The organism is Kitasatospora sp. NPDC036993, from assembly GCF_055607525.1.
Window position 1 is genome coordinate 51,968 of the sequence record NZ_JBVJRP010000010.1, and the last position, 22,561, is coordinate 74,528.

A 22,561-nucleotide genomic window follows, 5' to 3' on the forward strand; every position below is an offset into this window, starting at 1 on the left:
GACGGTTATCGATCAGGCGGGACGGTACTCCGCGTGCGGTGTCGCCCGTTCCCATGCGATCTCGTAGGCCGCCAGGTACCGTTCGGCCAGCTCCGGATCGGTCCGGACCTCCATGCCGGCCTCGGCCCACTGCCCGTCCCCGGTGAAGTGGTGCAGGATCACCACCTCGTCATCCATCACCCAGCCGTCCAGACCGGGCAGGAACAGGTCACCGGCGCGGGAGCGCGGCAACCATCGCACGTCTTCTCCCGCCGCGACATTCGGAAAGGTCACGTCGTACTCGTACCGGATGTAGTCGGTCACCGGCTCGGAGACCACGCGCAGACGGCGCATGGCGACCCCACGGCCGGTCGTCTCGGCCACCACGTCGAGCCACGACCGCCACCACGACTCGCGGTCCATCGGATCAAGCCGTTTGCCCTGCTGCCAGGCGATGAACTCGGGGTCGTCCAGCATGTAGCCGTCCCGCATCTCCAGATGCACCGCCGAGCGCTGCGCCTTTGCGAGCTGCTCACGAACCGCCGTTGCCACCGTCGTTGACCTCACTGTCCGGCCGGGGGATGAACTGGATCATGTTGGCGGGAAGCCGGAACACGCCCTCGTGATCCGGGATGTCCGTGGAGTGGCCCGGGATGGAACCGACCTCCTGGGCCTCCCTGATGGTGGCTTCGTCGGCCTTCCAGGACTGGATCACCAGGTCGCCGGTCGCCTCGTCCAGCCAGATGGTCGGCGAGCCGTCATCGGGGGTGTTCGGGTAGATCCCCAGAAACTTTAGCGCCATGACTACCTCCTGTACCGAGTGGATTCCACGCAGTTCCACGAACCTTGACCCCGCCCGTGAAGGAGCGTCAAGGGCACGGCTCGGGATGGGCCCGACCCCCGCACAGCGCCGCAGGGCTCAGACCTTGTACTTCTCGTGGTCGGTGGCACGCGCCCAGACAGCCTCGAAGGCCGAGGTGCAGAGCCGCGCCACGTCGGCGTCGTCGGAGTGCTGCGGCCCCAGGCCCCTCCCGTATCCGTCGAACAGATTGAAGCGAACCAGCTTCCCGTCGAACAGCCAGAAGTCGTTGCCGGGGAGGACAAGGTCCGACGCCTGGCTTCGGGGAAGCCAGCGAACCAGTTCACCGGCCGCCACGTTCACCTGGGTGATGTGGTGTTCGTAGCGGATGTAGGCCGTCACCGGCTCCGACACGATCCGTGCCCGCCGGACGACGACGCCACGCGCGACCGCGCGGCGTACGGCCTCGGTCCAGTCCTGCCAGTACTCCGAGTCGGGGTCCACGTCGACGGCTTCGCCCCGCTGCCACCGGGCGATCTCGTCGGACTCCTCCGAGATGCCGTACTGGTCCCGCATCTCCAGGTGGACGGCCGAGTGCTCGGCGGTATCCAGGAGTTCATAGAAGCTCGGTACCTTCTGCGACATCGCACGCCCTCCTGTCGATACTCAGGAACCGTAGTGCCACGGCCGTCTCTCCATCTGCCACGGACGCCGGGTTGGTGGGGCGGGTTGTGTCGCGGCCCCCGGCGCGTGGGCGGCGGGGGCCGACGGTCAGGTGTCCTCGTCGGGCGGCGGGGCGGCGCGGAGGGCGGTGACGACGCCCAGGGCGACGGTCGCGAAGGCGAGGGCGTGGAGGACGGCGAGGGCCGTCCCGATCAGGTATCGCACGAGGTCCTGCGTTCGGCGTCGAGGAGCAGGGTGAGGAGGTTGAGGAGGGTCGACGCCGGCGCGGTGTTGAAACGGACGAGGACGCGGCCGTCCATGGTCCTGTCGGTGTCGATCGAGGGGAAGATGAGGCCGAACTCGCGCCCCCGCTCCCGGACTTCGTCCATCAGGGCGCGGATGTGGTCCTCGGTGTAGTACCGGATCCGGGGGTCGGTCGGCAGCATCGGGTGACGGCCGGGACGGTAGACCATCAGGCGGCGTCCTTCAGCAGCTCGAACCACACGGATTTGGCACGCTCGTGGGGATCGACGCCCCAGCGGTGGGTGAGCGCCCCGACCAGCTGGAGGCCGCGCCCGGACTCGGCGAGCAGGGACAGCGGTGGGGCGGAGGGCAGGACCGGGCTCTCGTCCGTGACGGAGACCCGGAGCGAGTCGTTGACGGAGATGATCTCGACCAGCGGCGCGGGGGTGTCGGTGTGGCGCCACGCGTTCACGAGCAGCTCACAGAGCGCGAGCTGCGCGTCGAAGATGGTGGAGGAGGACCAGCCGACGCGCGTCATGGTGGTGCAGAGGGTCTGACGGGCGATGGCGATGGTGGGCGTGTTGATGTGACGCATGGGAGTTCTCCCGAGGCGTGAGTGAGGGGGAACCGGCGGAAGAGGTCGCCGTGAGCCAGGCCGGTGGAGATGGACGTGGCTGCTCTGCGGTGCTTGCCAGCAGGCGTTACTGACGATCCGTCGGATCGATGTGAGATCGACCATAGCGCAGTCGAGTATCTAATTTTCCACTCTTCATGGATTCTTCCCCCTATGGTGGTAACTGGTGGACCTCCGCTCAACACGCGCGGCACACTGGCCACACGCACGCCTGGAAGGAAGTCATGCCGCCACGATCGAACCCAACGCTCCGCCAGCGCAGGCTCGGAACTGAGCTACGGAGAATGCGCGAACAGTCCGGGTTCGGTGGCTCGCAGCTCGGCCGCACCGTAGGCATGAGTCCAGCCCAGGTGACGCAGATGGAGTCAGGCCGGATTGGCATCAGTGTCGAACGGCTCCACACCATCGCGGCCGCATGCAACTGCGCCAATCGGCCCTTGATCGACGCGCTCGCCGCCATAATCGCGGAGAGGGGAAAGGGCTGGTGGGAGGAGTACGACGAGGTCCTTACATCGGACTACCTTGAGGTCGCCGAGATCGAGGGTCATGCGGAGAAGCTCTCCATGTGCACCACCACGTACATCCCCGGGCCCCTCCAGACGGCCAGCTACGCCTCGGCGGTTTTCAAGAGGATCTATCCTCCGTTGCCCCGCAAAGATGTCGACATTCGAACTGCGTTCCGCATCCAGAGGCAGCAGGTCATCCGTTCCGGCCGCACTCCGTTTCGAGCATTCATCCACGAAGCCGCGCTAAGGATGCAGTTCGGTGGGCCGAAGGTACTCGTGGACCAGCTTGATGCCCTGCTCGAAGACTCCCAGCAGTCCGGTATCTCCGTTCGAGTCGTTCCGTTCGCGGTCGACACGTTCCCCGGCGCCGGAGAGAACCTGACGTTCGCGGAAGGGCCAGTCCCCGAACTGGACACCATCCAGATGGACGTCTCGCAAGGTGCCCTGTTCTTCGACGCTCCAGCTGACCTTGCAAGGTACCGGGTGATCTTCGCGCGTCTTGACACCACGGCTCTCCCTGAAGATGGGTCTCGAAACTTCATCCGATCCATCAAGAAGGAACTGGAAGAAACGTATGCCTGAGTCGGCATGGCAGAAGTCCAGCTACAGCGCTTCAAGCAACGAGTGCGTCGAGGTTCGCACGGTCGGCAACCTGGTTGAACTCCGCGAGTCCGACGAGGCCCACCTCACCCTCCGCACCACCCCCACCGCCCTCGCCACCTTTCTCCACGGCATCAAGGCCGGCGAGTTCGACCACCACGCCTGACAGCCCCACCCGCGCCCCTCGCCCCACCCAGGGCGAGGGGCGCAACCACAATCCAGGCAGGAAGGACACACATGCCCGAGTCGACATGGCAGAAGTCCAGCTACTCCGGCGCAAGCGACAACTGCGTCGAGCTGCGGGCCATGAATGAGATGGTCGAACTCCACGAGTCCGACGAGGCCCACCTCACCCTCCACACCACCCCCACCGCCCTCGCCGCACTCCTCCACGGCATCAAGGCCGGCGAGTTCGACCACCACGCCTGACAGCCCCACCCGCGTCCCTCGCCCCACCCAGGGCGAGGGACGCAATCACAACGGCCAGCCAGGAAGGACACACATGCCTGAGTCGGCATGGCAGAAGTCCAGCTACAGCGCCGCGAACAACGAGTGCGTCGAGGTCCGCACGGTCGGCAACCTGGTCGAACTCCGCGAGTCCGACGAGGCCCACCTCACCCTCCACACCACCCCCGCCACCTTCGCCACCCTCCTCCACGCCCTCAAAGCCGGCGAGTTCGACCACCTGACGGGCCCGTACGGCTCGCTCTCGGCTCAGGTCGCCCAGGGCAGCCGTACCGCCTCGACGCCGCTGTCGTTCAGCAGCGCCTCGATGAGGGCCGGAGACCCGGCGACCTTGGTGCCCCACAGGTCGTAGCCGCTGCACAGGACCCATGAGCGGTCCTCGGCCCAGAGGTTGGCGGGGCTGGCGTCCGTCAGGTCGGCCTCGGGCACGTCGTAGAGGAACCCGGCGTCGCCGAGGCGTCCCGCCCGCACGTGGAGGTTGTCGAAGTCGACGGCCCCGAGCGTGAGCGGGTTGTAGTAGGCCAGGCAGCGGGTGTCCGGGCCCGCGGGGCTGTGCGCGGTGAGGATGTCGATCAGCCGCGTCCACGTTTCACGGTCCAGGCTCCCCTCGGTGGGCGGGGCGATGCCGAGCGGCCAGCTGCCGTTCTTCGTGGCCGAGGGGAAGCAGCGGAAGGAGGGCAGCAGCCCGTCGGGGACGACCGGGTCACCGGTCCGGCGGGCGAGTTCCGCCCAGCGCAGCCGCCGCCAGCCCGGGCCGGGGTGCTCCGCGCGGCCCAGGCCGCCTCCCACGGCGACGCACACGGCGTCGAGGTCGATGCCCCCGGCGATCTCGCGCGGGATGCTCCCGTCCGCCAGCCGTGCCTGGCGGTACTCGTGGTGCGACACGTCGCCCGGCCCGTGCTCGTGCTCGTACATGGCGTTGAGCACCCAGGCCGCGTCGGGCATCGCCGGCGGCATGAACCCGGTCAGACCGTCGCCGCACAGCTCGGACAGCCAGGCCGTCGCGCCGGCCGGCGCGAGCGGCCACAAGTCTGACAAAAGGTTCGATTCCTCGGGCATGGGTTCATGATCGCAGGTGCGGTCGGGGCGCCCGGCCGGCAGGCCTCAGGGCCTCAGGTCGTCCGGCCGGCGCAGGCCGCCGCGGTCACCAGGGCGGTGAAGGCGGCCTCGGAGGCGGGCAGTCCGGCCGGGTCGTACGGGTTGCGGGAGAGCACGACCTGGCGCTGCCCGGTGTCGTCACCGAGCATGATGCTGCTGTAGCCGAGGCTGTCGCCGCGGTGGCCCCAGAAGTCCCCGCACGGGGTGGGCGTGCGCTCCAGGCCGAGGCCGTAGTCGGCCCCGCGCCCGAGGCCCGTGGTGTGCTTCATCTCGGCGAGTTCGGCGGGCCCGAGGAGCCGTCCTCCGAGCAGGGCGGACATGAAGGCGGCGAGGTCGGCGGTGGTGGAGATGCCGGCGCCGGCCGGGCCGGCGATGGTCGGGTTGAACAGCGTGATGTCCACCGGCCCGCCGGGCATGCTGACGTAGGCGCGGGTGTGGCGGCCGGGGACGGTGGGGTCGTTCTCCGGCATGGTGGTCTCGCTCAGGCCCAGTGGCCGGACGATCCGGCGCTCGACCTCCTGCTGCCAACTGCGGCCGGTGGCCTTCTCGATGAGCATGCCGAGCAGGATGTAGTCGGTGTTGGAGTAGTGCCAGTCCTGACCGGGCGGGAAGTACGCCGGGTGGGTCTCGGCGACGGCGACGAGTTCCGCCATCGTCCGCGACTTCCAGCGGTCGGTGCTGAGCCAGGTCCGGAACGAGGCGTCGTCGGCGTAGGCGAAGGCCCGGTCCGAGGTGTAGTTGTAGACGCCGCCGGTGTGGTTGAGCAGTTGGCGGACGCTGATGCGGGCGCCGTCGCGCAGGACGCCGGGCAGGTGCGTCGCGACCGGGTCGTCCAGGGCGATCCGGTGCTCGGCGACGAGCTGGAGGACGACGGTCGCCACGAAGGTCTTGGTGGCGCTGCCGATCCGGAAGCGGTCGCGGGCCGCGGCGGGCTCGCCGGTGGTGAGGTCGGCGGTTCCGGCCGCGCCCTTCCAGAGGGTGTGGCCGTCCTCGCGCACCCGGCCGATCGCGGCGGTGGCACCGCCCGGCGCCACCACTACCCGCAGGCCGGCGTCCAGCGCCGCCCGGTCGACCCGCCGCGCCTGGTCGGCCACCGCTCCGACGGCGCTCGCGGTGCCGGCGTTCGTGCCGCCCGTGCCCTGCGCGAGGGCCGCCGGGACCACACCGGCCACCAGTCCCACCCCCGCCAGCACGACCGCCGCCACGCGGACGGCCCGCGCCCGGCGGCGTCCGGCTCCGCTCCTCGACGTCCCCACCATGACAACCTCCACCGTCTCCGCCGGAAGCTGTCACCAACTTCCGTCTTCCATCTGACAGTTGAGACTGTCCCAGCGTTCCTGCGGCGGATCGTCAGACTCAGGGCCGACCCGCTCTCCCCACCAGGTCGCACCCCTGCGGCGGGGCGGCTACGACCTGGGCAGGGGCCCGCCCCCGACGGCTCCCGGAGGCGGCGCCCTGGTCCCCTCGGGGGCGCCCGCCCGCCGGCCGGCCGGCGCGGGCAAGCCGCTCCGGCACCGTGCTCACACCGGCCACACCGCGACCATCCCGCTCACGACTGGCAGTCGGAGGCTGTTGGCCGCGTCGCGCCCGGCCTACCGTTTCTGCGCTCGGTAGCGCCTGAGCAGGCCGGTCAGCGCCTCCGGGTCGGCTCTGCCGTTGAGTTCGGTGAGGAGATCGTCGGGGCAGAGCTCGTAGTTGTCGCCCCACCAGCGGCGGGCCCGGTTGTCCCAGATCCGGTAGCCGCCGGGCACACCACGGGCCACGTAACGCCGACGGCTCACCGGGCAACGCCGCGCCGGGAGCGGAGTTCGTGACTGTCGACCGTCGTCAGCGCCACGCTCAGCGGCACGCCCGTGCCCGCCGCGGCGGCCAGCCGCTCGCGCACCTCGCGCGGGGTACGGGGCCGCCAACCGGGCCCGTCGCAGCAGCCCGAGTGGAACGTGACACCCGCGCCGAGCAGGGCGGTCAACGCCCGCCAGCCGGCGGTGTCACTCCGCTTCGGCACAGCGAGGTCCTGGCCCGCGTCGATCAACTCCACACGGCAGCGCGGGCAACGGCTCGCCCACGTGCCGCGCTTCTTGAACGAGGCACGGCAGGGCAGACAGACGTGATGCCGGTTCGGAGTGGCCCCTCGAAAGCACATCGCACCAGTATGGCAAGGGACTTCGGCCACCCCGGGGAAGGCCTCATGGGCATCGTCGCGGATGTCCCAGCGGCTCCGCAGGCGGCGGAAGCCGTGGATGCAGGCGGTTCGTACGCTCGACGACCCACCGCACGGCTCCGAGGCCGGAGCCGTGCGGCACCAGCACCTTCGGCGCGCGGGCGGCTGCCCCTGCCGTCGGCCGGGACCAGGGCGGCGGCGCGGGCGGGCGGGGAGACGAACCTGCTGGTGTACCGGTCGGCGGGGCAGGTTCCGGTGGCGCTCCGTTCGGTCACGGGGCCCTCCCTACGGGACGGGTGGGCGCGGCGTCCGGCCGGCTCGCCCGCTGCTCCCCTCCCCGGCTACAGGAGCCCGAGGTGATCGAGGGCGAGGTAGGCCGCGGCGGCGTCGGTCAGCTCGCCGGTGCGGAGCACGCGGGTGCGGAACTCCGCCAGGTCGAGGATGGCCACGTCGATGAACTCGGTGCGCTCCGGCCGCGGTTCGCGGACCTTGACGCAGCCGGTGGCGAGGAAGGCGTGGCGGCGGGTGTCGGAGTAGGCGTCGAGCCAGTACGACCCGACCTCGCGTACGTCGCCCTGGTAGCCGGTTTCCTCCAGCAGTTCTCGGGCGACGGCGTCCGCCGCGGACTCCCCGGGTTCGATGTCGCCGCCCGGGAGTTCGTGCAGGACGCGGCCGGGGCCCGGACGGTACTGGCGGGCCAGGATGACGTGCCGGTCGGGGGTGAGGGCGAGCACGGCGCCGGCCGGGCGCTCGCGCTTGAGGTAGAACTCCTCCTTCCTGCCGTCGGGCATCTCGTAGTCGACGCGGTCCACGGCCCGGCCGAACTCGCTGAAGACGGTGGCGCGTTCTGTCTCGCGCCACGGAGCGGTGGTGGTGGTTTCGGTCATGGCCAGGACTGTACGACTCGCCCCGTCGCGGGGGAGCCGTTCCCGTACGGCGTCTACGTCGCTCCGCCGAGCCGCTGGTAGAGCACGTGCCGGGAGCACCGGGTCCGGGTCACGAGCCCGGCCCGGTGAAGGATCTGTAGGTGGTACGAGGCCGTGGCCGGGCTCAGGTACAGCCGCTGCGCGATCTCCGTCGTGGACCTCGGCTGGCTCAGCTCCGCCAGCAGTTTCCGCCGCATCGCACCGATCAGCGGATGGTCCTGGGCCGGCGGCAGACAGTCCAACCGCGCGGCCGGGTAGACGATCAGCGGAGTGCGCGGTGCCGGCACACCGGGCGGCTCCCCCGCGCAGAACAGCGCCCAGTCGACGAAGACGCTCGGCGTCAGGATCACCGCGTCCGCGTCCACCGTCAGCCGGTGGATGCTGTCCGTGCGCAGGTGGACGATCAGCTCGCCGTCACGCCACTCCAGGTTCGGAGCCAGCCGGTTGAGCGCCTCGGCAAGCCCGGACCGGGCGATCTCGGTGGCCCGGGCGGTGACGTCGGCCTCCAGCCCGGCCCGGATCGCCGGCCACGAGGGTGCCAGGGCCGTCTGCCAGAACCGCGCCATCTCGTCGGCGAGGCGGCGCGCGAGGTGGTCCTCCCCCCGGTCGAGGGCCCGGAGCAACTGCCGCGGCGGCGGGTGAGCCGAACCGGGCTCCCAGGAGTGGCCGTTGACGGCCCCGGCCAGCTCGTAGCGGATCCGCTCCCGCGGAGTCGTCGCGATCTGGTGCAGCGCCGTGTCGATGTCGGTCAGGAAGGCCGGCGGCTCCGGCCGGAGGAAGTCCGGGGCGTACCCGAGGGGACCGCCTCCGCCGACCACGGCCAGCAGCCCGAGCCGGTGCCGGGACAGCGCCTCCGTGGCCCTGCCCCGCCACTGCGGGGTCAGTGTGCCCGGGCTGAAGCCCACCAGGCGGAGCAGGTCCTTGGCCGCGCCGACCGGCGAGACCGCGAACCTGACGTTCCCCAGCCCCCGGGCCCCCAGGCGGATCCGGATCACGAACGCTCCCCCTTCGCCAGCCCCTTCGAAAGAAATCGAATCATTCGACCGGTCGATCGGCCCGGCGTTTCCTGGATTCACCGCACGGACCAACCCCGAGAGGAACAGGACCAGTGATCGTTCACAGGAAGCCGGCCGCCGTCGCCGGCCGCACCCGGACGAAGCTCGGCGCGGGGGCCATCGGGCTCGCCGCCGCGATCGCGTTCGCGGCGGGGGTGACGCCCGCCTCGGCGCAGCAGGGCGGTGGGGGCGCGTCCCCGTCGGTCAGGGACGGGGAGATCGTGGAGCTCTGGAACTACAACAGCCAGCACTGCCTGTCGGTCGGGGCCGGGAGCACGGCGGGCGGGGCCGGGATCATCCAGTGGTCCTGTTACGGCGGCGCCGAGCAGTACTGGGGCCTCTACCCCATGCCGAACTCCGGTGGCGGCTACGAGATCGTGAACAAGAACAGCGGCAAGTGCCTGGCCGATCCGGCGAGTTCGCCGAACGCCGGGGTCCAGCTGATCCAGTACGGCTGCGACAAGGGGGCGGAGCAGACCTGGTACTTCGGCTCCAACCCGGACACGGGCTTCGCGCAGATCAGGAACCGGGCGAGCGGCCTGTGCGCCGCGGTCGGCGCTTCGAGTACGACGCCGGGCGCCCCGGTCGTCCAGTGGACCTGCACCGGCGGTTCCGAGCAGCGGTGGACGACCTCCGGGTGACCCCCGCACGGCCGGCCGGCGCACGGCCGGCCGCCGGCGGCCGGTGACCGACGTCCCGCGGCTTCTCCCCCACGAGGCCGCGGGGCCCGTCCCGGACGGACGGCCGCCCGGCGCCGACGCGGGCCGCCGGGGGCGCCCCGACCGGTACGGGGGTCCGGCCGGTGCGGCCCCCGGCAGTCCCCGGCGGCCCTGGCGAAGGCGCGCCCGTCGATCACGCCGGCTCCTCCGCCGTCGCGAACGCACCGTCCGGATCGGCGAGTTGGCGCCGCCCCACCGTTCCGGGCCGCCGCCACCCGTCACCCGGGACGCCCCGGACGCCCGGGACGGGCGCCGTGGTGGTCTGCTCGGCGGCCACCCGATTGGGTGGCGACCGCTATTGATCCCGCACTGTTCACCGGGGCCTGCTGGAGTGGACGGGTTCCCCCACCCCGTCGCACTCCTCGCGGACGAAGCAGGTGCACGACATGACCGACCGCCCCTCCCGGCCTCCCCGCCCCGCCCGGCCCGCGCTGTACCTGCGCTGTTACCCCGCCGACGCGGCGGGGCTGGACTACCAGCGCTCCGTGCTGGAGCACCTGGCCCGGCAGCGCGGCCTGCCGGTGCCCTCCGCCTTCCTGGACGACGGGGTGCGTTCCGCGGACCCGCGCCCCGCCCTGGAGCGGCTGCTGGAGCGGGCCGGGCAGGGCTGGGTGAACGTGGTGCTGGTGCCCGGGCCGTTCGTCTTCTCGCTCGACGACCGCTGTGCCCGGGCCACCGTGCGCCGGCTGGAGGCGCTGGGCTGCGCGGTGCTCGACCTGCCGGGCCCGGGCGCGCTGCCCCTGCCCGCGCCCGTACGGACCGCGCTGCTCGCCGAACCCCGGCGACGGCGCCCCCTGCGCGCCCGCACCGCCTGAACGACCCGCCTGGACGACCCGCCTGAACGCACCGCCTGAACGCACCGCCTGAACGCCCTGGCCGGAGGCACCGACTGAGTGCCCCCGGCGGGCTGCCCCCGGAGCCGTCACGGCATGATGGGGCGCATGGCCTTCGCACCCCTCCTCGGCGAGCGCCGCGCACCCGAACCAACCGGACGGCCGTGAGTCGGCCCGTCGAGCCGGGATCGCCCGGCGCCGGTTTCGCGTTCGTCGGGCGCCGGCCCGAACTGGACCGCCTCACCGAAGCGGTGCTCCACCCGCCCGCCGTGGTGCTGGTCGAGGGCGAGGCCGGCCTCGGCAAGTCCCGCCTGGTGGCCGAGGCCGCGGCCGGCGCGGCGGCGGCGGGCCGCCGGGTGCTGACCGGCTTCTGCCACCCGCTGCGCGAGCCGCTGGCCTTCGGCCCGGTGGTGGACGCGCTGCGCGGCGTCGGCCCGTTCCTGCCGCCCGCCGGGCGCATCGCCGCCAGCGCCGGGGCGCTGCGCCCGCTGCTGCCCGACCTCGCCGACCGGCTGCCGCCGCTGCCCGCCGCCGCCGGTGAGGGGCCGCCCGGGCTGCGGCTGCTCGTCCAGGCGGTGCGCGCGCTGCTCGACGCGCTCGGCGAGACGGTCCTGGTCATCGAGGACCTGCACTGGGTGGACGACGCGACCCGCGAGCTGCTCCTGCTGCTGGCCAGGGACGTGCCGGCCGGGCTGGCCCTGGTGCTCACCTACCGGGCCGAGGACCTGCCGCCGGACACCCCGGCGCTCGGCGCCGCCTACCGGCGCCCGGCGGGCGTGGGCGGCGCGCTGCTGCGGCTGGCCCCGCTCGCCGAGGCCGAGGTGCACGAGCTGGCCAGGGCCGCGCTGGGCCCGCGCGCGACGCCCGCCCTCACCCGGGTGCTGTTCGACCGCAGCGAGGGCCTGCCGCTGGTCGCCGAGGAGGACCTGATCACGCTGGGCGAGCGGCGCGGCGCCGGCGAGCTGACCAACGCCGCGGACCTGGCCGCCGACCTGGAGCAGTCCGAGGTGCCGCGCGGCCTGCACGACGCGGTCGCCGAGCGGCTCGCGGCACTGTCCCCGGACGCCGCCGCGATCGCCTCGGCCGCCGCGGTGCTCGGCGTGGCGGCCGGGGAGGACCTGCTGGCGGCCGTGGCCGGCCTCGACGCGCAGGCCGCGGCGGACGGCCTCACCGAGGCGCTGCGGGCGGCGGTGCTCAACGAGCAGCCGCTGGCCCGCTACGGGTTCCGGCACGTCCTGGCGCAGCAGGTGGCCTACCGCCGGCTGCCCGGGCCGCGGCGCTCCGCCCTGCACCGGCGGGCGGTGGCGGCGCTGGGCGCGCGCGAGCCGAGGCCGCTGGTGCAGATCGCCCACCACACCCTGGCGCTGGGCGACCGGGCGGCCTGGCAGGAGGTGGCCGAGGCCGCCGCCGGGCAGGCGGTCGCGCTCGGGGACAGCGGCAGTGCCGGCGCGCTGCTGCGGCGGCTGCTGGACGAGCCGGACCTCGCTCCGGAGCGGCGCGGGCGGGCCGCGATCGCGCTGGCCAGGATCGCGGCGGACGGCGTGGACTCGGTGGCCAGTGCCGCGGCGCTGACCGCGATCATCGCCGATCCGCGGCTGCCGGCGCCCGACCGCGGCGAGATCCGCCTGTCGCTGGGCTTCCTGATGGCCGTGCACGGCGGGGACCGGGCCGGTTTCGACCGGATGGAGGAGTCCCTCGACGAGCTGGAGCAGCGCCCGGACCGGGCGGCCAGGGCGATGGTGGCGATGGCCATGAACGAGCGCGACGGCGCCGGCGAGCGCTCCTGGGGGTGGCTGGAGCGGGCCGAGCGGACGCTGGCCGGGCACCCGGACGAGGAGGTGGCCGCCGCGGTGCGGGCCACCCGGCTGACGTTCCTGGCGCGCGAGGGGGACCCGTCGGTGTGGGAGCGGCTGGACGCGCTGCCGCGCAGTTCGGACCGGCCGGAGATCGTCCGGCAGACCACCCGCGCCCTGTACAACGTGGGCGAGATCTCCGTCGAGCTGGGCCACGACCGGCGGGCGGCGCGGCTGTTGGAGGAGAGCCGGCGTCTGGCGCGGCAGGCGGCGATCCCGTACCTGGAGTGCTACAGCCGGATCGCCCTGGTGCGGCTGGACGGCCTGGCCGGGCACTGGGACGGGCTGGAGGAGCGGCTGGCGGCGCTGGGCGCGGAGTTCCCCGACCTGGCGATGGCGGGGATCGAGCAGGCCCTGCTGCTGGGCCGGCTGGCGGCGGCGCGCGGGCAGCTGGCGGTGGCGCACGCCCGGTTCGCCGAGGCGGGCCCGTACGGGGACCGGGAGTCGCAGGTGACCGGGGTGATGCGGGCGGCGGCCGGGTCGGCGGCGCTCCAGCTGGCGGAGGGGGACGGCGGACGGGCGGCGGCCACGCTGGAGCCGGCGCTGGCCGCGCTGCGCCGGGCCGGGGCCTGGGCGCGGGCGGCGGAGCTGCTGCCGGTGGCGGTCGAGGTGCTGCTGGCCACGGGTGACCGGGCGGGCGCGCGGGAGCTGGCCGGGCAGGCGGGGGCGGGTCTGGAGGGGCGGGACGCGCCGGCCGCGCTGGCGGCGCTGGCCTTCGCCCGGGGTCTGCTGCTGGCCGGGGCGGATCCGGCGGGCGCGGGCGCGCAGTTCGTCCGCTCCGGTGAGCTGTGGGAGGGGATCGGGCGCCCGTACGAGGCGGCGCGGGCCGGGGAGCGGGCCGGTGCCGTGGCGGCGGTCTCGGACCGGGCGGCGGCCGGGGAGCGGATCGCCGCGGCCGAGCGGGCCTATCTGGCGCTGGGCGCGGCCTCGGACGCGGCCCGCTGTCAGCGGCTGCGCCGTGAGCTGGGTCTGGGCCGGGTGGCGTCGCCGGGGCGGCGCGGGTACGGGGAGCGGCTGTCGCCGCGCGAGCGGCAGGTCGCGGCGCTGGCCGCGCGGGGGGCGGCGAACCAGGACATCGCCCGGGCGCTGTTCCTGTCGACCCGTACGGTCGAGCACCACGTGGCGAGCGCGCTGCGCAAACTGGGTGTCGGCCGGGCGGGGCTGGGTGAGGCGCTGGCCGCGGAGGAAGCCGCCTCCTGAGAAAGAGGTGGGTCCCGCCTGCTCCCTCAAGAGGCGGGACCCGGTCCGGTCAGCAGTGCTGCTGGTGCCCGGCCCGTTCGACCAGCCGGGAGAGCCTGGCCAGCCGGGCCAGGCCGGGCCGGCGCAGGCCGCTGCTGCGGCGGGCGGGCGATACCAGCCCTGGGTCGGGGGCGGTGAAGTGCTCGTCGGCGTAGAGCCGCAGGCGTTCGCGACGGGTCATGGGCGACCTCCGGGGAGGGTGAGGGTCGTCGGTTCGGGCGGGCTCCAGGAAACCGGCTGGGCCGGGCGGGAACAATGCGTACCGCTACCCAATCCTGGGCGAATCCTGGGTACTCCCCCGTGCCTGTCCCCCCGGGTGCCTGACGTGCCGTGGCCCCGTACCGTCCGCCGACGGTACGGGGCCACCTGGGGCAAGGGATCGGACGTCAGCCGCGGGCGGCGCCGTCCAGGGCGCGGGCGTCGGCGGCGATCAGGCGGGCCCGGTCGGCGGCGATGCCGCGGCCGGCCTGGTTCTCGGCCCACTGGGCGAGCGGCTGGTACTGGCCCTGACCGAGCATCACGGTCAGGGTGGCGACGGCGTTGCGGTCGGCGCCGGAGGTGAGCACCAGGGCGGCCAGGCCGGTGGGCGTGGCGGCGACGGTGAACTCGGCGGTGGTCTCGGCGCGGCCGCCGGGGCCGGTGGCCTCGGCGCGCAGGGTGTGCTTGCCGAGCGCGAGGGCGGTGGTGTCCAGGGCGGTGCCGGCGGCCAGTTCCCTGCCGTCCAGGGTGAGGCGGACGGTGTCGGCACCGGTGGCCTGGACGGCGGTCACCGGCTGCTGGGCGCGGTCCAGGGTGGCGCCGGCGGCCGGGGAGGTGATCGCGACGGTGGGTGCGGCGGGCTGGGTGGGCGCGGTGCCCTGGAGCCAGGCGCTGTTCCAACCGGTCAGCTCCGCCGGGCGGTTGGTGATGACGCCGTCGACACCGGCGGCCTCCAGGGCCTTCCAGCGGGTGGCGGAGTCGACCGTCCAGACGTTGACCGCGACGCCGGCGGCGTGCAGGTCCTTCACCACGCCGGGGCGCGCGGCGAGGCCGCCGTCGGAGGGGTTGTAGGCGGACAGGCCGAGGTCCTTGGAGAGGGCGACCGGGTCGGCGTCGAGGTCGCCGCGCAGCAGGCCGAGCGGCAGTTCGGGGGCCAGTTCGCGGGTGTACCGCAGGGCGTCGACCTCGAAGCTCTGGACGAAGACCCGGCCGGTCATCCGCTGGTCGCGCACCTCCTTGACGATCCGGGCGACCTCGTCGCGGCTGTGCTTGCCCTTGATCTCCAGCAGCAGGTTGCCGCCGCGGGTGCGCAGGTCCTCCAGCTGGGCGGCCAGGGTGGGCACCCGGGTGCCGGTGTAGGCGGGGCCGAACCAGGAGCCGGCGTCCAGGGCGTCGAGCTGGGCGGCGGTCAGGTCGCGGATGCGGCCCTTGCCGTTGGTGGTGCGGTCGACGCTGTCGTCGTGCAGGACGTAGGGGACGCCGTCCTTGCTGGGCTGGACGTCGTTCTCGATCCACTCGGCGCCGCCGCGGCGGGCGATCTCGTCGGAGACGAGGGTGTTCTCGGGGGCGGCGGAGGAGGCGCCGCGGTGGGCGAAGACGGTCAGCGGCGAGCCGGCCGGGCGCAGCCAGCCGCCGGGGGCGAGCGCGGTGACCTTGAGGTCGTCGAAGGAGACCTTGGCGCCGTTGACCACCAGGGCCTGGCCGCCGTCGGCGGTGCGGGCGACCTGGGTGGTGCGCATGATCTCCTTGCCGTCGAAGATCCAGCGGGCGGTGGTGCCGTGGACCTCGACGGCGACGCGGACGTCGCGGCCGGTGCCGGCGGCGGTGGGGGCCGCGGCGGTGTTGGTGACGTTCCAGGCGTTGGCGGCGGTGCGCTGGGCGAATTCGAGGCCGTTGGCGGCGGTGGTGCCGGTGCGCATGGTGGCGATCGACCAGGGGGTGGCGCCGGAGGCGGGGACGTCGAGGCCGACGGCGGTCCAGCGGGCGTTGTCCTGGACGGTCTCGAAGCGGGCGGTGGCCTCGATGCGGAAGTCGTTCAGGTGGCGGCCGAAGGTGATCCGGCTCTGCTGGCCGGAGTTGGCGGAGGTGCCGACCAGGCGACCGCCCTCCACCTTCCAGTCGCCCTCGACGGCGGTGAAGCCGGCCGGCAGGGCGGGGGTGGAGAAGTGCTCGTCGAGGACGACCTCGCCGGGGGCCGGGGTGGCGCCGGCCGCGGTGGGGGCGGCTTCGGCGGAGACGGCGGCCGGGGCGTTCAGGGCGACGGCGCCGAGGCCGAGCGAGGCGGCGACGGCGGCGGCGAGCAGGCCGGTGCGGCGGCCGGCGCGGGGGCGGTGACTCTGTGTCATGGGCGGCACGCTAGGGACGGTTGTCGAACCGGGCGCCACGGCTCCGCGAACCGTTCGTGACCATTGCGCGTGCGGTTCGCGACGGTGGCGGGTTCCTTGCGCCGATTGGCCGGTTCGTTTCCGTACAGGGTACGGCGGCCGGGTGCGGGGCCGCCTGCGCGGGGCGGTCGGGCGGTAGCCCAGCGCGACCGGGACGGGCACGCCGAGCCGGGGCGGCCGCGCCGTCCGGCGGGCGGTTCCGCCGGACGGCGCTCCGGGGCGGCCGGGCCGGTCAGTCCTCGCCGTGCACCCGGCGGCCGTCGAGGAAGGTCAGGTCGACGGGGAGCCCGGGCAGGTCGTGCGGGGAGGTGGTGGTCAGCCGTCCGCCGAGGACGCACAGGTCGGCGACCTTGCCGGGTTCGATGCTGCCCTTCCACCGCTCGGCGAAGTCCTGGCGGGCCGGCTCTGCGGTGTAGGCGCGCACCGCGTCGCGCAGTCCGACGCGCTCCCGCGGGCCGCTGGTGCGGCCGGTGGCCTTGGACTCGCGCAGCAGCATGGCGGCGACGCCCCGGCGCCAGTCGGGTTCGGTGATCGGGGCGTCCGAGCTGGCGCACACCCGGACCCCGGCGTCCAGGGCGGAGCGCACCGGCCACATCCGGGCCGAGCGGTCCGGGCCGACCACCTCGTCCATCAGGTCGGAGATGGTCCACTTGATCGCCGGGTTCATGTTGACGCCGTAGTCGTGGCGGGCGAGCAGGTCCAGGGCCCGGGGGGTCGCGAAGTCGCCGTGGATCAGGTAGTGCCTGGCGTCCGGCCTGGGGTGGGCGAGCTGGGCGGCGGCGAGGGCGTCGGCGACGGTGTCGATGGCGCGGTCGCCGGTGACGTGGACGCCGATCTGGTGGCCGGCGGCGTGCGCGACGGCGATCATCGCGGTCAGTTCGGCGGCTTGCAGGGCCGGTGCCGAGCCGTGCACGCACAGCGCTCCGTGGCCGCCGCCCGGGTAGGCGTCGCGCATCCAGGCCGTCCGGTTGGGCGGTACGCCGTCGGCGAAGAGCTTGACGCCGAGCACGGCCAGGCGGCGCGGGTCGATGCCGTCGAGGGCGGTGCCGGCCAGGTCGGCGAGTCCGGCCTCCAGGTCGGCCACTCCCCCGCCCATCGGTGCGGGCAGCAGCAGCACGCTGACCCGGGCGTGGAGCTCGTCGGCCCGGGCGAGGTCCAGGTAGGTGCGCAGGGCGGCGCCGCCGAGGGCGCCGGCCATGATGCCCTCGCCGCCGGGGCCGAGCCCGGGTTCGGTGTAGCTGGTGGTGCCCAGGGCGTTCAGGGCCCGGATCGCGCCGGTGACGGCGGCCCGGCGGCGCTGTTCGTCGGGGCGCGGGATGTGGGCGTGGACGGCCCGCTGGGCGGCCTCGCGCAGGATGCCGGTGGGGTTCCCGGCCGGATCGGTGTCGATGGTGCCACCGGACGGGGGGACGGAGCCGCGGCCGATGCCGGCGACGCGCAGGGCGGCGGAGTTCACCCAGGCGGTGTGGTCGGAGAAGTCGGTCAGGCAGACCGGGTTGTCGGGGGCGGCGGCGTCCAGGTCGGCGCGGTCGGGCAGGTCGCGGCTGCCGTCCAGGCACTCGGCGAGGTAGCCGACGTCCCAGCCGCGGCCGACGATCCACTCGCCGGGGGCGGCCGTGCGGGCGGCGGCGGCCACCGTGGCGACGACGTCGGCGATCGAGCCCACCGCGGGGTGGTTGAGGTCCAGGGCGAGCGGGGGGCGGTTCAGGCCCCAGGCGTGGCCGTGCAGGTGGGAGTCGTTGATGCCGGGCAGCAGGGTGCGCCCGCGCAGGTCCACGGTCCTGGTGGCGGGGCCGGCGTGGGCGAGCACTTCGGCGGTGCTGCCGACGGCGAGGACCAGGCCGTCCCGGACGGCGACGGCCCGCGCCGTGGAGAAGGCGCCGTCGACGGTGAGCACCTCGCCGTCGAGCAGCACCAGGTCGGCGGGGCGGGCGGATCCGGGCGGGGCGGTGGTGTCGGCCATCGGTCACGGTCCTTCCGGGTCGACCACGCCGCGGTCCGCCCAGTACGGGGCCACCAGCTCGCGCAGCCGCTCGGCGCCGACCCGTTCGACCAGGGCGAGGGCGCCGGTGTTGTCGGTCAGTTGCGCCATCCGGCTGGCGCCGAACAGCACCGTGGCGGTGGCCGGGTGGGTGAGGGCGAAGGCGACGCACAGCTGCGCGGCGGTGGCGCCCAGGCCGGCGGCGGTCTCGGCCAGGCCGGGCGCGGCGGCGGTGATCCGGTCGCGGATGCCGCCGGGGTCTCGGCCGATCTCCCGGGAGGGGGCGGCGCGGCCGGCCAGGAGGCCGCCCTCCAGCACGTCGGAGGCCTGCATCGAGAGGCCTTCGGCGAAGAGCGCGGCGAACGGTTCGCCGTCGGGGATGGCGCGGCGGCAGGGGCTGTACTTGAGCTGGGCGAGCTGCGGGCCGGGCGATCCGGCCGCGCGGGCGTGCTCGCGGACGGTGCGGATGTGCGTCGCCGACCAGTTGTTGACGCCCCAGCAGCCGATCAGGCCCTCGCGCTCCAGTTCGGCGAGTTCCTCGGCGACGGCCCGCAGGTCCAGGTCGTCGCGGCGCACGTCGCCGAGGACGGCGACGTCGGCGTGCTCGACGCCGGCCCGGAACAGGGCGCCGCGCAGCTGCTCGCGCAGCGGGAGCCCGGGGTAGGGCTCCAGCCAGAGCTTCGCGGACAGCAGGTAGTCCTCGCGGGCGAGGCCGGCGGCGCGCACGATCGCGGAGAACAGGACGTCGGTGAAGACCGGCGGGCCGCCGGGCAGGCCGTAGACGGCGACGTCGAAGAGGTTGACGCCGAGGTCGACGGCGTGGCGGACCATGGCGACGGCGTCGGCGAAGTCCATCCGGTCGTAGGTGTGCCAGGAGCCCAGGGAGAGGACGGAGGCCTCGGGGCCGGCGGTGCCGAGCCGGCGCCTGGGCACGATGGGCCTGGTGGTCGCGGTCATGCTGCTCCTCGCGGATGAGGTCGGGACGGGTCGGACGGGTCGGGCGGGGTCGGTACGGGACCCGGCGCCCCGGAGGGTCGGGACACACACGGGGACCTCGGGGCGCCGGGCGGCGGGGGGTGGCGGCCGGCCGGGCCGCCGTGGCGGGGTGTCAGGGCAGCCTGGGGTCGACGACGGCCTTGGTCTGCTCCAGCCGGGACATCGCCTCGACGGCGGCGGTGGCGCCGCTCAGGCCGACGGGCTCGCCGAACAGGGCGTCCCAGTCGAAGCGGGAGCGGAAGTCGCGCAGGAAGCCGATCGCCCGGTGGTAGTCGCCGACGTCGCCGTTGAGCGAGCCGAGCACGGTCAGCTCCTTGCCCATCACGGTGCCGAGCGGGATCTCCTGGGGCGCGGGGCCGGTGGTGCCGACCACCACGAAGCGCCCGCCCCAGGCGGCGAGGTCGACGGCCTCGGCGCCGACGCCGGGGGCGCCGGCCAGGTCGATCACCAGGTCGGCGCCGCGGCCGCCGGTGGCCGCGAGCACCGCCTCCTTGCGGGCGGCGGGGCCCTCGTCGAGTCCGAGCACCAGGTCGGCGCCGAACTCCTCGGCCAGGTCGAGGCGGCGCTTCGGGGCACCGATGGTGATCACCGGGCCGGCGCCGCCGGCCTTGGCCACCGCGGTGGCGACGATGCCGAGCGCGCCCGCGCCCTGGATCACCACCGAGGATCCGGGGCGGGTGCCGCCGGCCCGGTCGAAGGCGTGCAGCACGGTCTTGACCGCGCAGCCGGCCGCCGCCGCCCAGGTGTCCTCGACCTCCTCGGGCAGCAGGTACTTCTGCGCCCCCGGGGTGACGTAGGCGTGCTCGGCGAGCCCGGCGGTGGCGTACGGGTGGCGGTCGCTGCGCTGGAGGAAGCCGTAGCCGCGGTGCTCGCATGCCACCGGGGTGCGCAGCACCGTACAGCCGTGGCAGTGGCCGCAGGTGGACTCGGACCAGCCGATCCGGCTGCCCGCGGTGACGGGCCGGCCCAGGGCGTCCACGGTGCCCTCGCCGGCGGCCAGGACGGTGCCCACCATCTCGTGGCCGAGGACCATGGGCAGCATGCCGGGGAAGGTCATGGCGCCGCTCCACAGGTGCACGTCGGTGGCGCAGAGCGTGGCGCAGTCGGTCCTGACCAGGGCGGCGCCCGGTTCGATCCGGTCGGGCAGCGGGATCTCCTCGGTCACCAGCGGTTCGCCGTGGGCCCGCAGGACGGCCGCCCGGGTGTGCGTGGGGAGCGTCATCGCTCTCGGTCTCCTCTCGTGTCCCCCGTGTCGGCGGCCCGGACGGGTGTCCGGGCCGGTCGGGGCGGTCATCGGCTGTGCGCGGTGTCCCACACCTCGTGGCGGCTGCGCCACCAGAGCAGCACCAGGATGACCAGGAAGGGCACCACGCCCTGGTACTTCTGGATCGCCTCGATCGAGGAGGACAGGCCCTCCAGGCAGCCGAGGAAGAGGCCGCCGGCCACGGTGAGCGGCAGGCTGCGGAAGGCGCCGAGCATGGCCACCGCCAGCGCGGTGTTGATCAGCTTGCCGAGGCTGGAGAAGTCGCCGCCCAGCCGGGGTGCGGCCAGCACCACGACGAGGGTGGTGACGGCGCCGATGGCGGCCCACAGCGCCACCGCCAGCCGGGCGACCGGGATGCCGACCACCTCGGCGGTGGCGGGCTGTTCGGACAGTGCCTGGAGCCGCAGGCCGATCCTGGTGCGGGTGAGGAGCAGTCCGACCCCGCCGGCGATCACCACCGCGAGGGCGACGGTGACCAGGACGGACTGCGGGACCACCACGCCGCCGACGGTGAACAGCGGCTTCTCGAAGGGGCTCGGGAAGGTGTGCGCGCCGGTGGTGTTGGAGCCGAACAGGCGCAGGCCGACGGCCATGACGGCGACGTACACGGCGACCGTGACGGCGGCCTTGGTGTTCTGGGAGTGCCCGGCGAACCAGCGCACCAGGACCGCGCCGAGCAGGGCGGAGAGCGCGGCTCCGGTGAGGACCCCCACCGGCAGGGCGAGCCAGAGGCCGGTGCCCGCGTCGGTCAGGCCGACCATGGTGAAGGCGCCGAGCGCGCCGACGGCGGCCATCGCGAAGTTGACGGTGGCGACCAGGCGGTGGGTCAGCACGACGCACAGTCCGAGCAGTGCGTAGACGCCTCCGCCGGTGAGGCCGGCGAGTGTGGAGTTCAGCACGGGACAGCTCCTGTGGTGCTCGATCGGGTGGGGGCGGTCACGGCCTGGCGGTCACTTCTTGGCGGGGACGACGAAGCCTTCCGGCAGGACCTGCCAGCTGCCGTTGACGGCCTTGACGAACCGGCTGCCCTGGACGGGGTTGTGGCTGTCGCCGGGGCCGAAGACCCAGGGGGTGCCGACCATCGGGTAGTCGACGGGCTGCATCTCCTTGAAGGCCTTGGTGACGGTGGCCCGGTCGATGGGGCCGCTCATGCCCTTGAGGACCTTGACGAACAGGTCGGCGGCCATCACACCGCCCTGGCTGAACGCGGTCTTCTGGACCTTGTTCTTCTCCACCAGCTGGGACCAGCGGTCGTTGCCGGGCAGGGTGGTGTCGGTGTAGGGCTGCCACTCGGTGCCGGCGTAGACGTCGAGGCCGGCGGGGATGGCCTGGGCGTTGGCGTCGGTGTAGCTGTTGGCGCCGACGATGAAGTCGACGTCGGTCATGCCCTGGGTCTTGGCCTGGGCGAAGTACGGTCCGACGATGCCGTTGTAGAGGACCGCCTGGCAGCCCGCGTTCTTGTCGGCGACCAGGTACTTGGTCGGGTCGCCCTCGGCGATGGCGAGTTCCTTGTGGGCGAGCTGCTTGCCGGTCAGCTCGGTCCACTTCCTGATGGAGTCCTCGATGCCGCTGCCGCTGCCGGGCAGCACGGTGTAGTCGAGGCAGACCCTGTCGCGCTTGAGGACCTCGGAGGCGTAGTAGAGGTTGGCGGTCAGCAGGTTGAACGGGCCGGGGTTGACGGGGGCGATGTCGGGGCTGGTGAAGCAGGCGGGGTCGACGCCGACGGCGGGGATCGAGACCACGTGGGCCTTGGTGTAGGCGGCGCGGTTGAGGCCGCAGTCCACGGCGCTGGAGGAGCCGACCAGGGCGACGACGTTCTTGGAGCGGATCAGGTCGACGGCGGCCTCGGTGGAGCGCTGGGGGTTCATCGCGTCGTCCACGCTGATCAGTTCGAGCTTGCGGCCGTTGATGCCGCCGGCGGCGTTGACCTCGTCGAAGACGGCCTTGACGGCCTGCGGGACCTCGGGGGTCTGGAAGAGGCCGGTGATGCCGTTGATCGAGCCGACCTTGATCGGGCCGGTGGCGGAGTCCTCGTCCTTGGAGCAGGCGGTGGCGGTGAGGACCAGGGCGAGGGCGGTGAGGGCCACGGCCGGTTTCGCGTGCTTCATGGGGGTGCACTTCCAATTCCGTGGGGGCGGGGCCGCACCGGGGGTGGGAGGGGGTGTGCGGCCCGTCGCGGGTGGG

25 protein-coding genes and 1 pseudogene are annotated in these 22,561 nt (G+C 73.9%); 8 read left to right on the top strand and 18 right to left on the bottom strand.

The genetic code is table 11. The annotated features are described in order from the left end of the window. Positions 1–12: 12 nt before the first annotated feature. From ACZ7C5_RS21785 to ACZ7C5_RS21805, 5 genes are all read right to left on the bottom strand, one after another. Entirely contained in the window at positions 13–531 is a 519-nt protein-coding gene (locus ACZ7C5_RS21785; protein WP_470323253.1) for a DUF6879 family protein, read from the bottom strand. Next, complete coding sequence (locus ACZ7C5_RS21790; protein ID WP_401089629.1) at positions 512–781, bottom strand: hypothetical protein; 270 nt, start codon at positions 779–781, stop codon at positions 512–514. The genes ACZ7C5_RS21785 and ACZ7C5_RS21790 overlap by 20 nt, the downstream gene beginning before the upstream one ends. 117 nt (positions 782–898) lie before the next feature. After that, positions 899–1,423: a DUF6879 family protein gene (locus ACZ7C5_RS21795; protein WP_470323254.1), complete on the bottom strand. Its 525-nt coding sequence runs from the start codon at positions 1,421–1,423 to the stop codon at positions 899–901. Positions 1,424–1,653: 230 nt separating this feature from the next. After that, the gene (locus ACZ7C5_RS21800) at positions 1,654–1,914 is read right to left on the bottom strand and encodes a hypothetical protein (RefSeq protein WP_470323255.1); all 261 of its coding nucleotides are present in this window, start codon (positions 1,912–1,914) and stop codon (positions 1,654–1,656) included. Beyond that, positions 1,914–2,279 carry an ATP-binding protein gene (locus ACZ7C5_RS21805; protein ID WP_470323256.1) on the bottom strand — a complete coding sequence of 122 codons (366 nt, stop codon included), beginning with the start codon at positions 2,277–2,279 and terminating at the stop codon, positions 1,914–1,916. The genes ACZ7C5_RS21800 and ACZ7C5_RS21805 overlap by 1 nt, the downstream gene beginning before the upstream one ends. Before the next feature lie 263 nt (positions 2,280–2,542). On the opposite strand from ACZ7C5_RS21805, the pseudogene ACZ7C5_RS21810 reads away from it, so the two are divergent. The 5 genes and pseudogenes from ACZ7C5_RS21810 to ACZ7C5_RS21830 form a co-directional block, all read left to right on the top strand. Beyond that, positions 2,543–2,755, top strand: a pseudogene (locus ACZ7C5_RS21810) (helix-turn-helix domain-containing protein); the annotation flags it as partial. Further along, on the top strand, positions 2,756–3,406 hold the full coding sequence (locus ACZ7C5_RS21815) for a DUF5753 domain-containing protein (protein ID WP_470323400.1): 651 nt from the start codon (positions 2,756–2,758) through the stop codon (positions 3,404–3,406). Further along, the gene (locus ACZ7C5_RS21820) at positions 3,399–3,590 is read left to right on the top strand and encodes a DUF397 domain-containing protein (protein ID WP_470323257.1); all 192 of its coding nucleotides are present in this window, start codon (positions 3,399–3,401) and stop codon (positions 3,588–3,590) included. The genes ACZ7C5_RS21815 and ACZ7C5_RS21820 overlap by 8 nt, the downstream gene beginning before the upstream one ends. A gap of 71 nt (positions 3,591–3,661) precedes the next feature. Further along, positions 3,662–3,853: a DUF397 domain-containing protein gene (locus tag ACZ7C5_RS21825; RefSeq protein ID WP_470323258.1), complete on the top strand. Its 192-nt coding sequence runs from the start codon at positions 3,662–3,664 to the stop codon at positions 3,851–3,853. A gap of 73 nt (positions 3,854–3,926) precedes the next feature. Then, positions 3,927–4,241: a DUF397 domain-containing protein gene (locus ACZ7C5_RS21830; RefSeq protein ID WP_470323259.1), complete on the top strand. Its 315-nt coding sequence runs from the start codon at positions 3,927–3,929 to the stop codon at positions 4,239–4,241. Here ACZ7C5_RS21830 and ACZ7C5_RS21835 read toward each other — a convergent pair. The 6 genes from ACZ7C5_RS21835 to ACZ7C5_RS21860 form a co-directional block, all read right to left on the bottom strand. Further along, the gene (locus ACZ7C5_RS21835; RefSeq protein ID WP_470323260.1) at positions 4,139–4,948 is read right to left on the bottom strand and encodes a hypothetical protein; all 810 of its coding nucleotides are present in this window, start codon (positions 4,946–4,948) and stop codon (positions 4,139–4,141) included. The genes ACZ7C5_RS21830 and ACZ7C5_RS21835 overlap by 103 nt on opposite strands. A 53-nt stretch (positions 4,949–5,001) precedes the next feature. Next, entirely contained in the window at positions 5,002–6,246 is a 1,245-nt protein-coding gene (locus ACZ7C5_RS21840; RefSeq protein WP_470323261.1) for a serine hydrolase domain-containing protein, read from the bottom strand. A 333-nt stretch (positions 6,247–6,579) separates the two neighbouring features. Beyond that, on the bottom strand, positions 6,580–6,768 hold the full coding sequence (locus ACZ7C5_RS21845; RefSeq protein WP_401089615.1) for a hypothetical protein: 189 nt from the start codon (positions 6,766–6,768) through the stop codon (positions 6,580–6,582). Next, complete coding sequence (locus ACZ7C5_RS21850) at positions 6,765–6,992, bottom strand: hypothetical protein (RefSeq protein WP_470323262.1); 228 nt, start codon at positions 6,990–6,992, stop codon at positions 6,765–6,767. Before ACZ7C5_RS21850 ends, ACZ7C5_RS21845 begins: the two co-directional genes overlap by 4 nt. A gap of 497 nt (positions 6,993–7,489) precedes the next feature. Next, positions 7,490–8,035, bottom strand: coding sequence for an NUDIX hydrolase (locus tag ACZ7C5_RS21855; protein WP_470323263.1), 546 nt, complete (start codon positions 8,033–8,035; stop codon positions 7,490–7,492). 53 nt (positions 8,036–8,088) lie between these two features. After that, a complete protein-coding gene (locus tag ACZ7C5_RS21860) occupies positions 8,089–9,069 on the bottom strand; it encodes an ArsR/SmtB family transcription factor (protein WP_401089609.1) in 981 nt (326 codons plus the stop codon). Between the two features lie 113 nt (positions 9,070–9,182). Between ACZ7C5_RS21860 and ACZ7C5_RS21865 the strand changes: the two genes are divergently transcribed. From ACZ7C5_RS21865 to ACZ7C5_RS21875, 3 genes are all read left to right on the top strand, one after another. Then, on the top strand, positions 9,183–9,770 hold the full coding sequence (locus tag ACZ7C5_RS21865; protein ID WP_401089607.1) for an RICIN domain-containing protein: 588 nt from the start codon (positions 9,183–9,185) through the stop codon (positions 9,768–9,770). Between the two features lie 464 nt (positions 9,771–10,234). Continuing rightward, positions 10,235–10,663: a recombinase family protein gene (locus ACZ7C5_RS21870; RefSeq protein WP_401089605.1), complete on the top strand. Its 429-nt coding sequence runs from the start codon at positions 10,235–10,237 to the stop codon at positions 10,661–10,663. 182 nt (positions 10,664–10,845) lie between these two features. Further along, the gene (locus ACZ7C5_RS21875; RefSeq protein ID WP_401089602.1) at positions 10,846–13,734 is read left to right on the top strand and encodes an ATP-binding protein; all 2,889 of its coding nucleotides are present in this window, start codon (positions 10,846–10,848) and stop codon (positions 13,732–13,734) included. Between the two features lie 49 nt (positions 13,735–13,783). Here ACZ7C5_RS21875 and ACZ7C5_RS21880 read toward each other — a convergent pair whose 3' ends face one another. The 7 genes from ACZ7C5_RS21880 to ACZ7C5_RS21910 all read right to left on the bottom strand — a co-directional run bounded on the left by ACZ7C5_RS21880 (position 13,784) and on the right by ACZ7C5_RS21910 (position 22,485). Next, the gene (locus ACZ7C5_RS21880) at positions 13,784–13,954 is read right to left on the bottom strand and encodes a hypothetical protein (RefSeq protein WP_188296538.1); all 171 of its coding nucleotides are present in this window, start codon (positions 13,952–13,954) and stop codon (positions 13,784–13,786) included. 205 nt (positions 13,955–14,159) lie between these two features. Next, entirely contained in the window at positions 14,160–16,097 is a 1,938-nt protein-coding gene (locus ACZ7C5_RS21885; protein WP_470323264.1) for a glycerophosphodiester phosphodiesterase family protein, read from the bottom strand. Positions 16,098–16,368: 271 nt separating this feature from the next. After that, a complete protein-coding gene (locus tag ACZ7C5_RS21890) occupies positions 16,369–18,099 on the bottom strand; it encodes an amidohydrolase (RefSeq protein ID WP_401089598.1) in 1,731 nt (576 codons plus the stop codon). A gap of 3 nt (positions 18,100–18,102) precedes the next feature. Further along, entirely contained in the window at positions 18,103–19,074 is a 972-nt protein-coding gene (locus ACZ7C5_RS21895; protein ID WP_401089596.1) for an aldo/keto reductase, read from the bottom strand. Positions 19,075–19,225: 151 nt separating this feature from the next. Further along, on the bottom strand, positions 19,226–20,335 hold the full coding sequence (locus tag ACZ7C5_RS21900; RefSeq protein WP_401089594.1) for a zinc-binding dehydrogenase: 1,110 nt from the start codon (positions 20,333–20,335) through the stop codon (positions 19,226–19,228). Between the two features lie 68 nt (positions 20,336–20,403). Next, complete coding sequence (locus ACZ7C5_RS21905; RefSeq protein WP_401089592.1) at positions 20,404–21,276, bottom strand: branched-chain amino acid ABC transporter permease; 873 nt, start codon at positions 21,274–21,276, stop codon at positions 20,404–20,406. Between the two features lie 51 nt (positions 21,277–21,327). Further along, the gene (locus ACZ7C5_RS21910) at positions 21,328–22,485 is read right to left on the bottom strand and encodes an ABC transporter substrate-binding protein (protein ID WP_401089590.1); all 1,158 of its coding nucleotides are present in this window, start codon (positions 22,483–22,485) and stop codon (positions 21,328–21,330) included. Between the last annotated feature and the right edge of the window lie 76 nt (positions 22,486–22,561).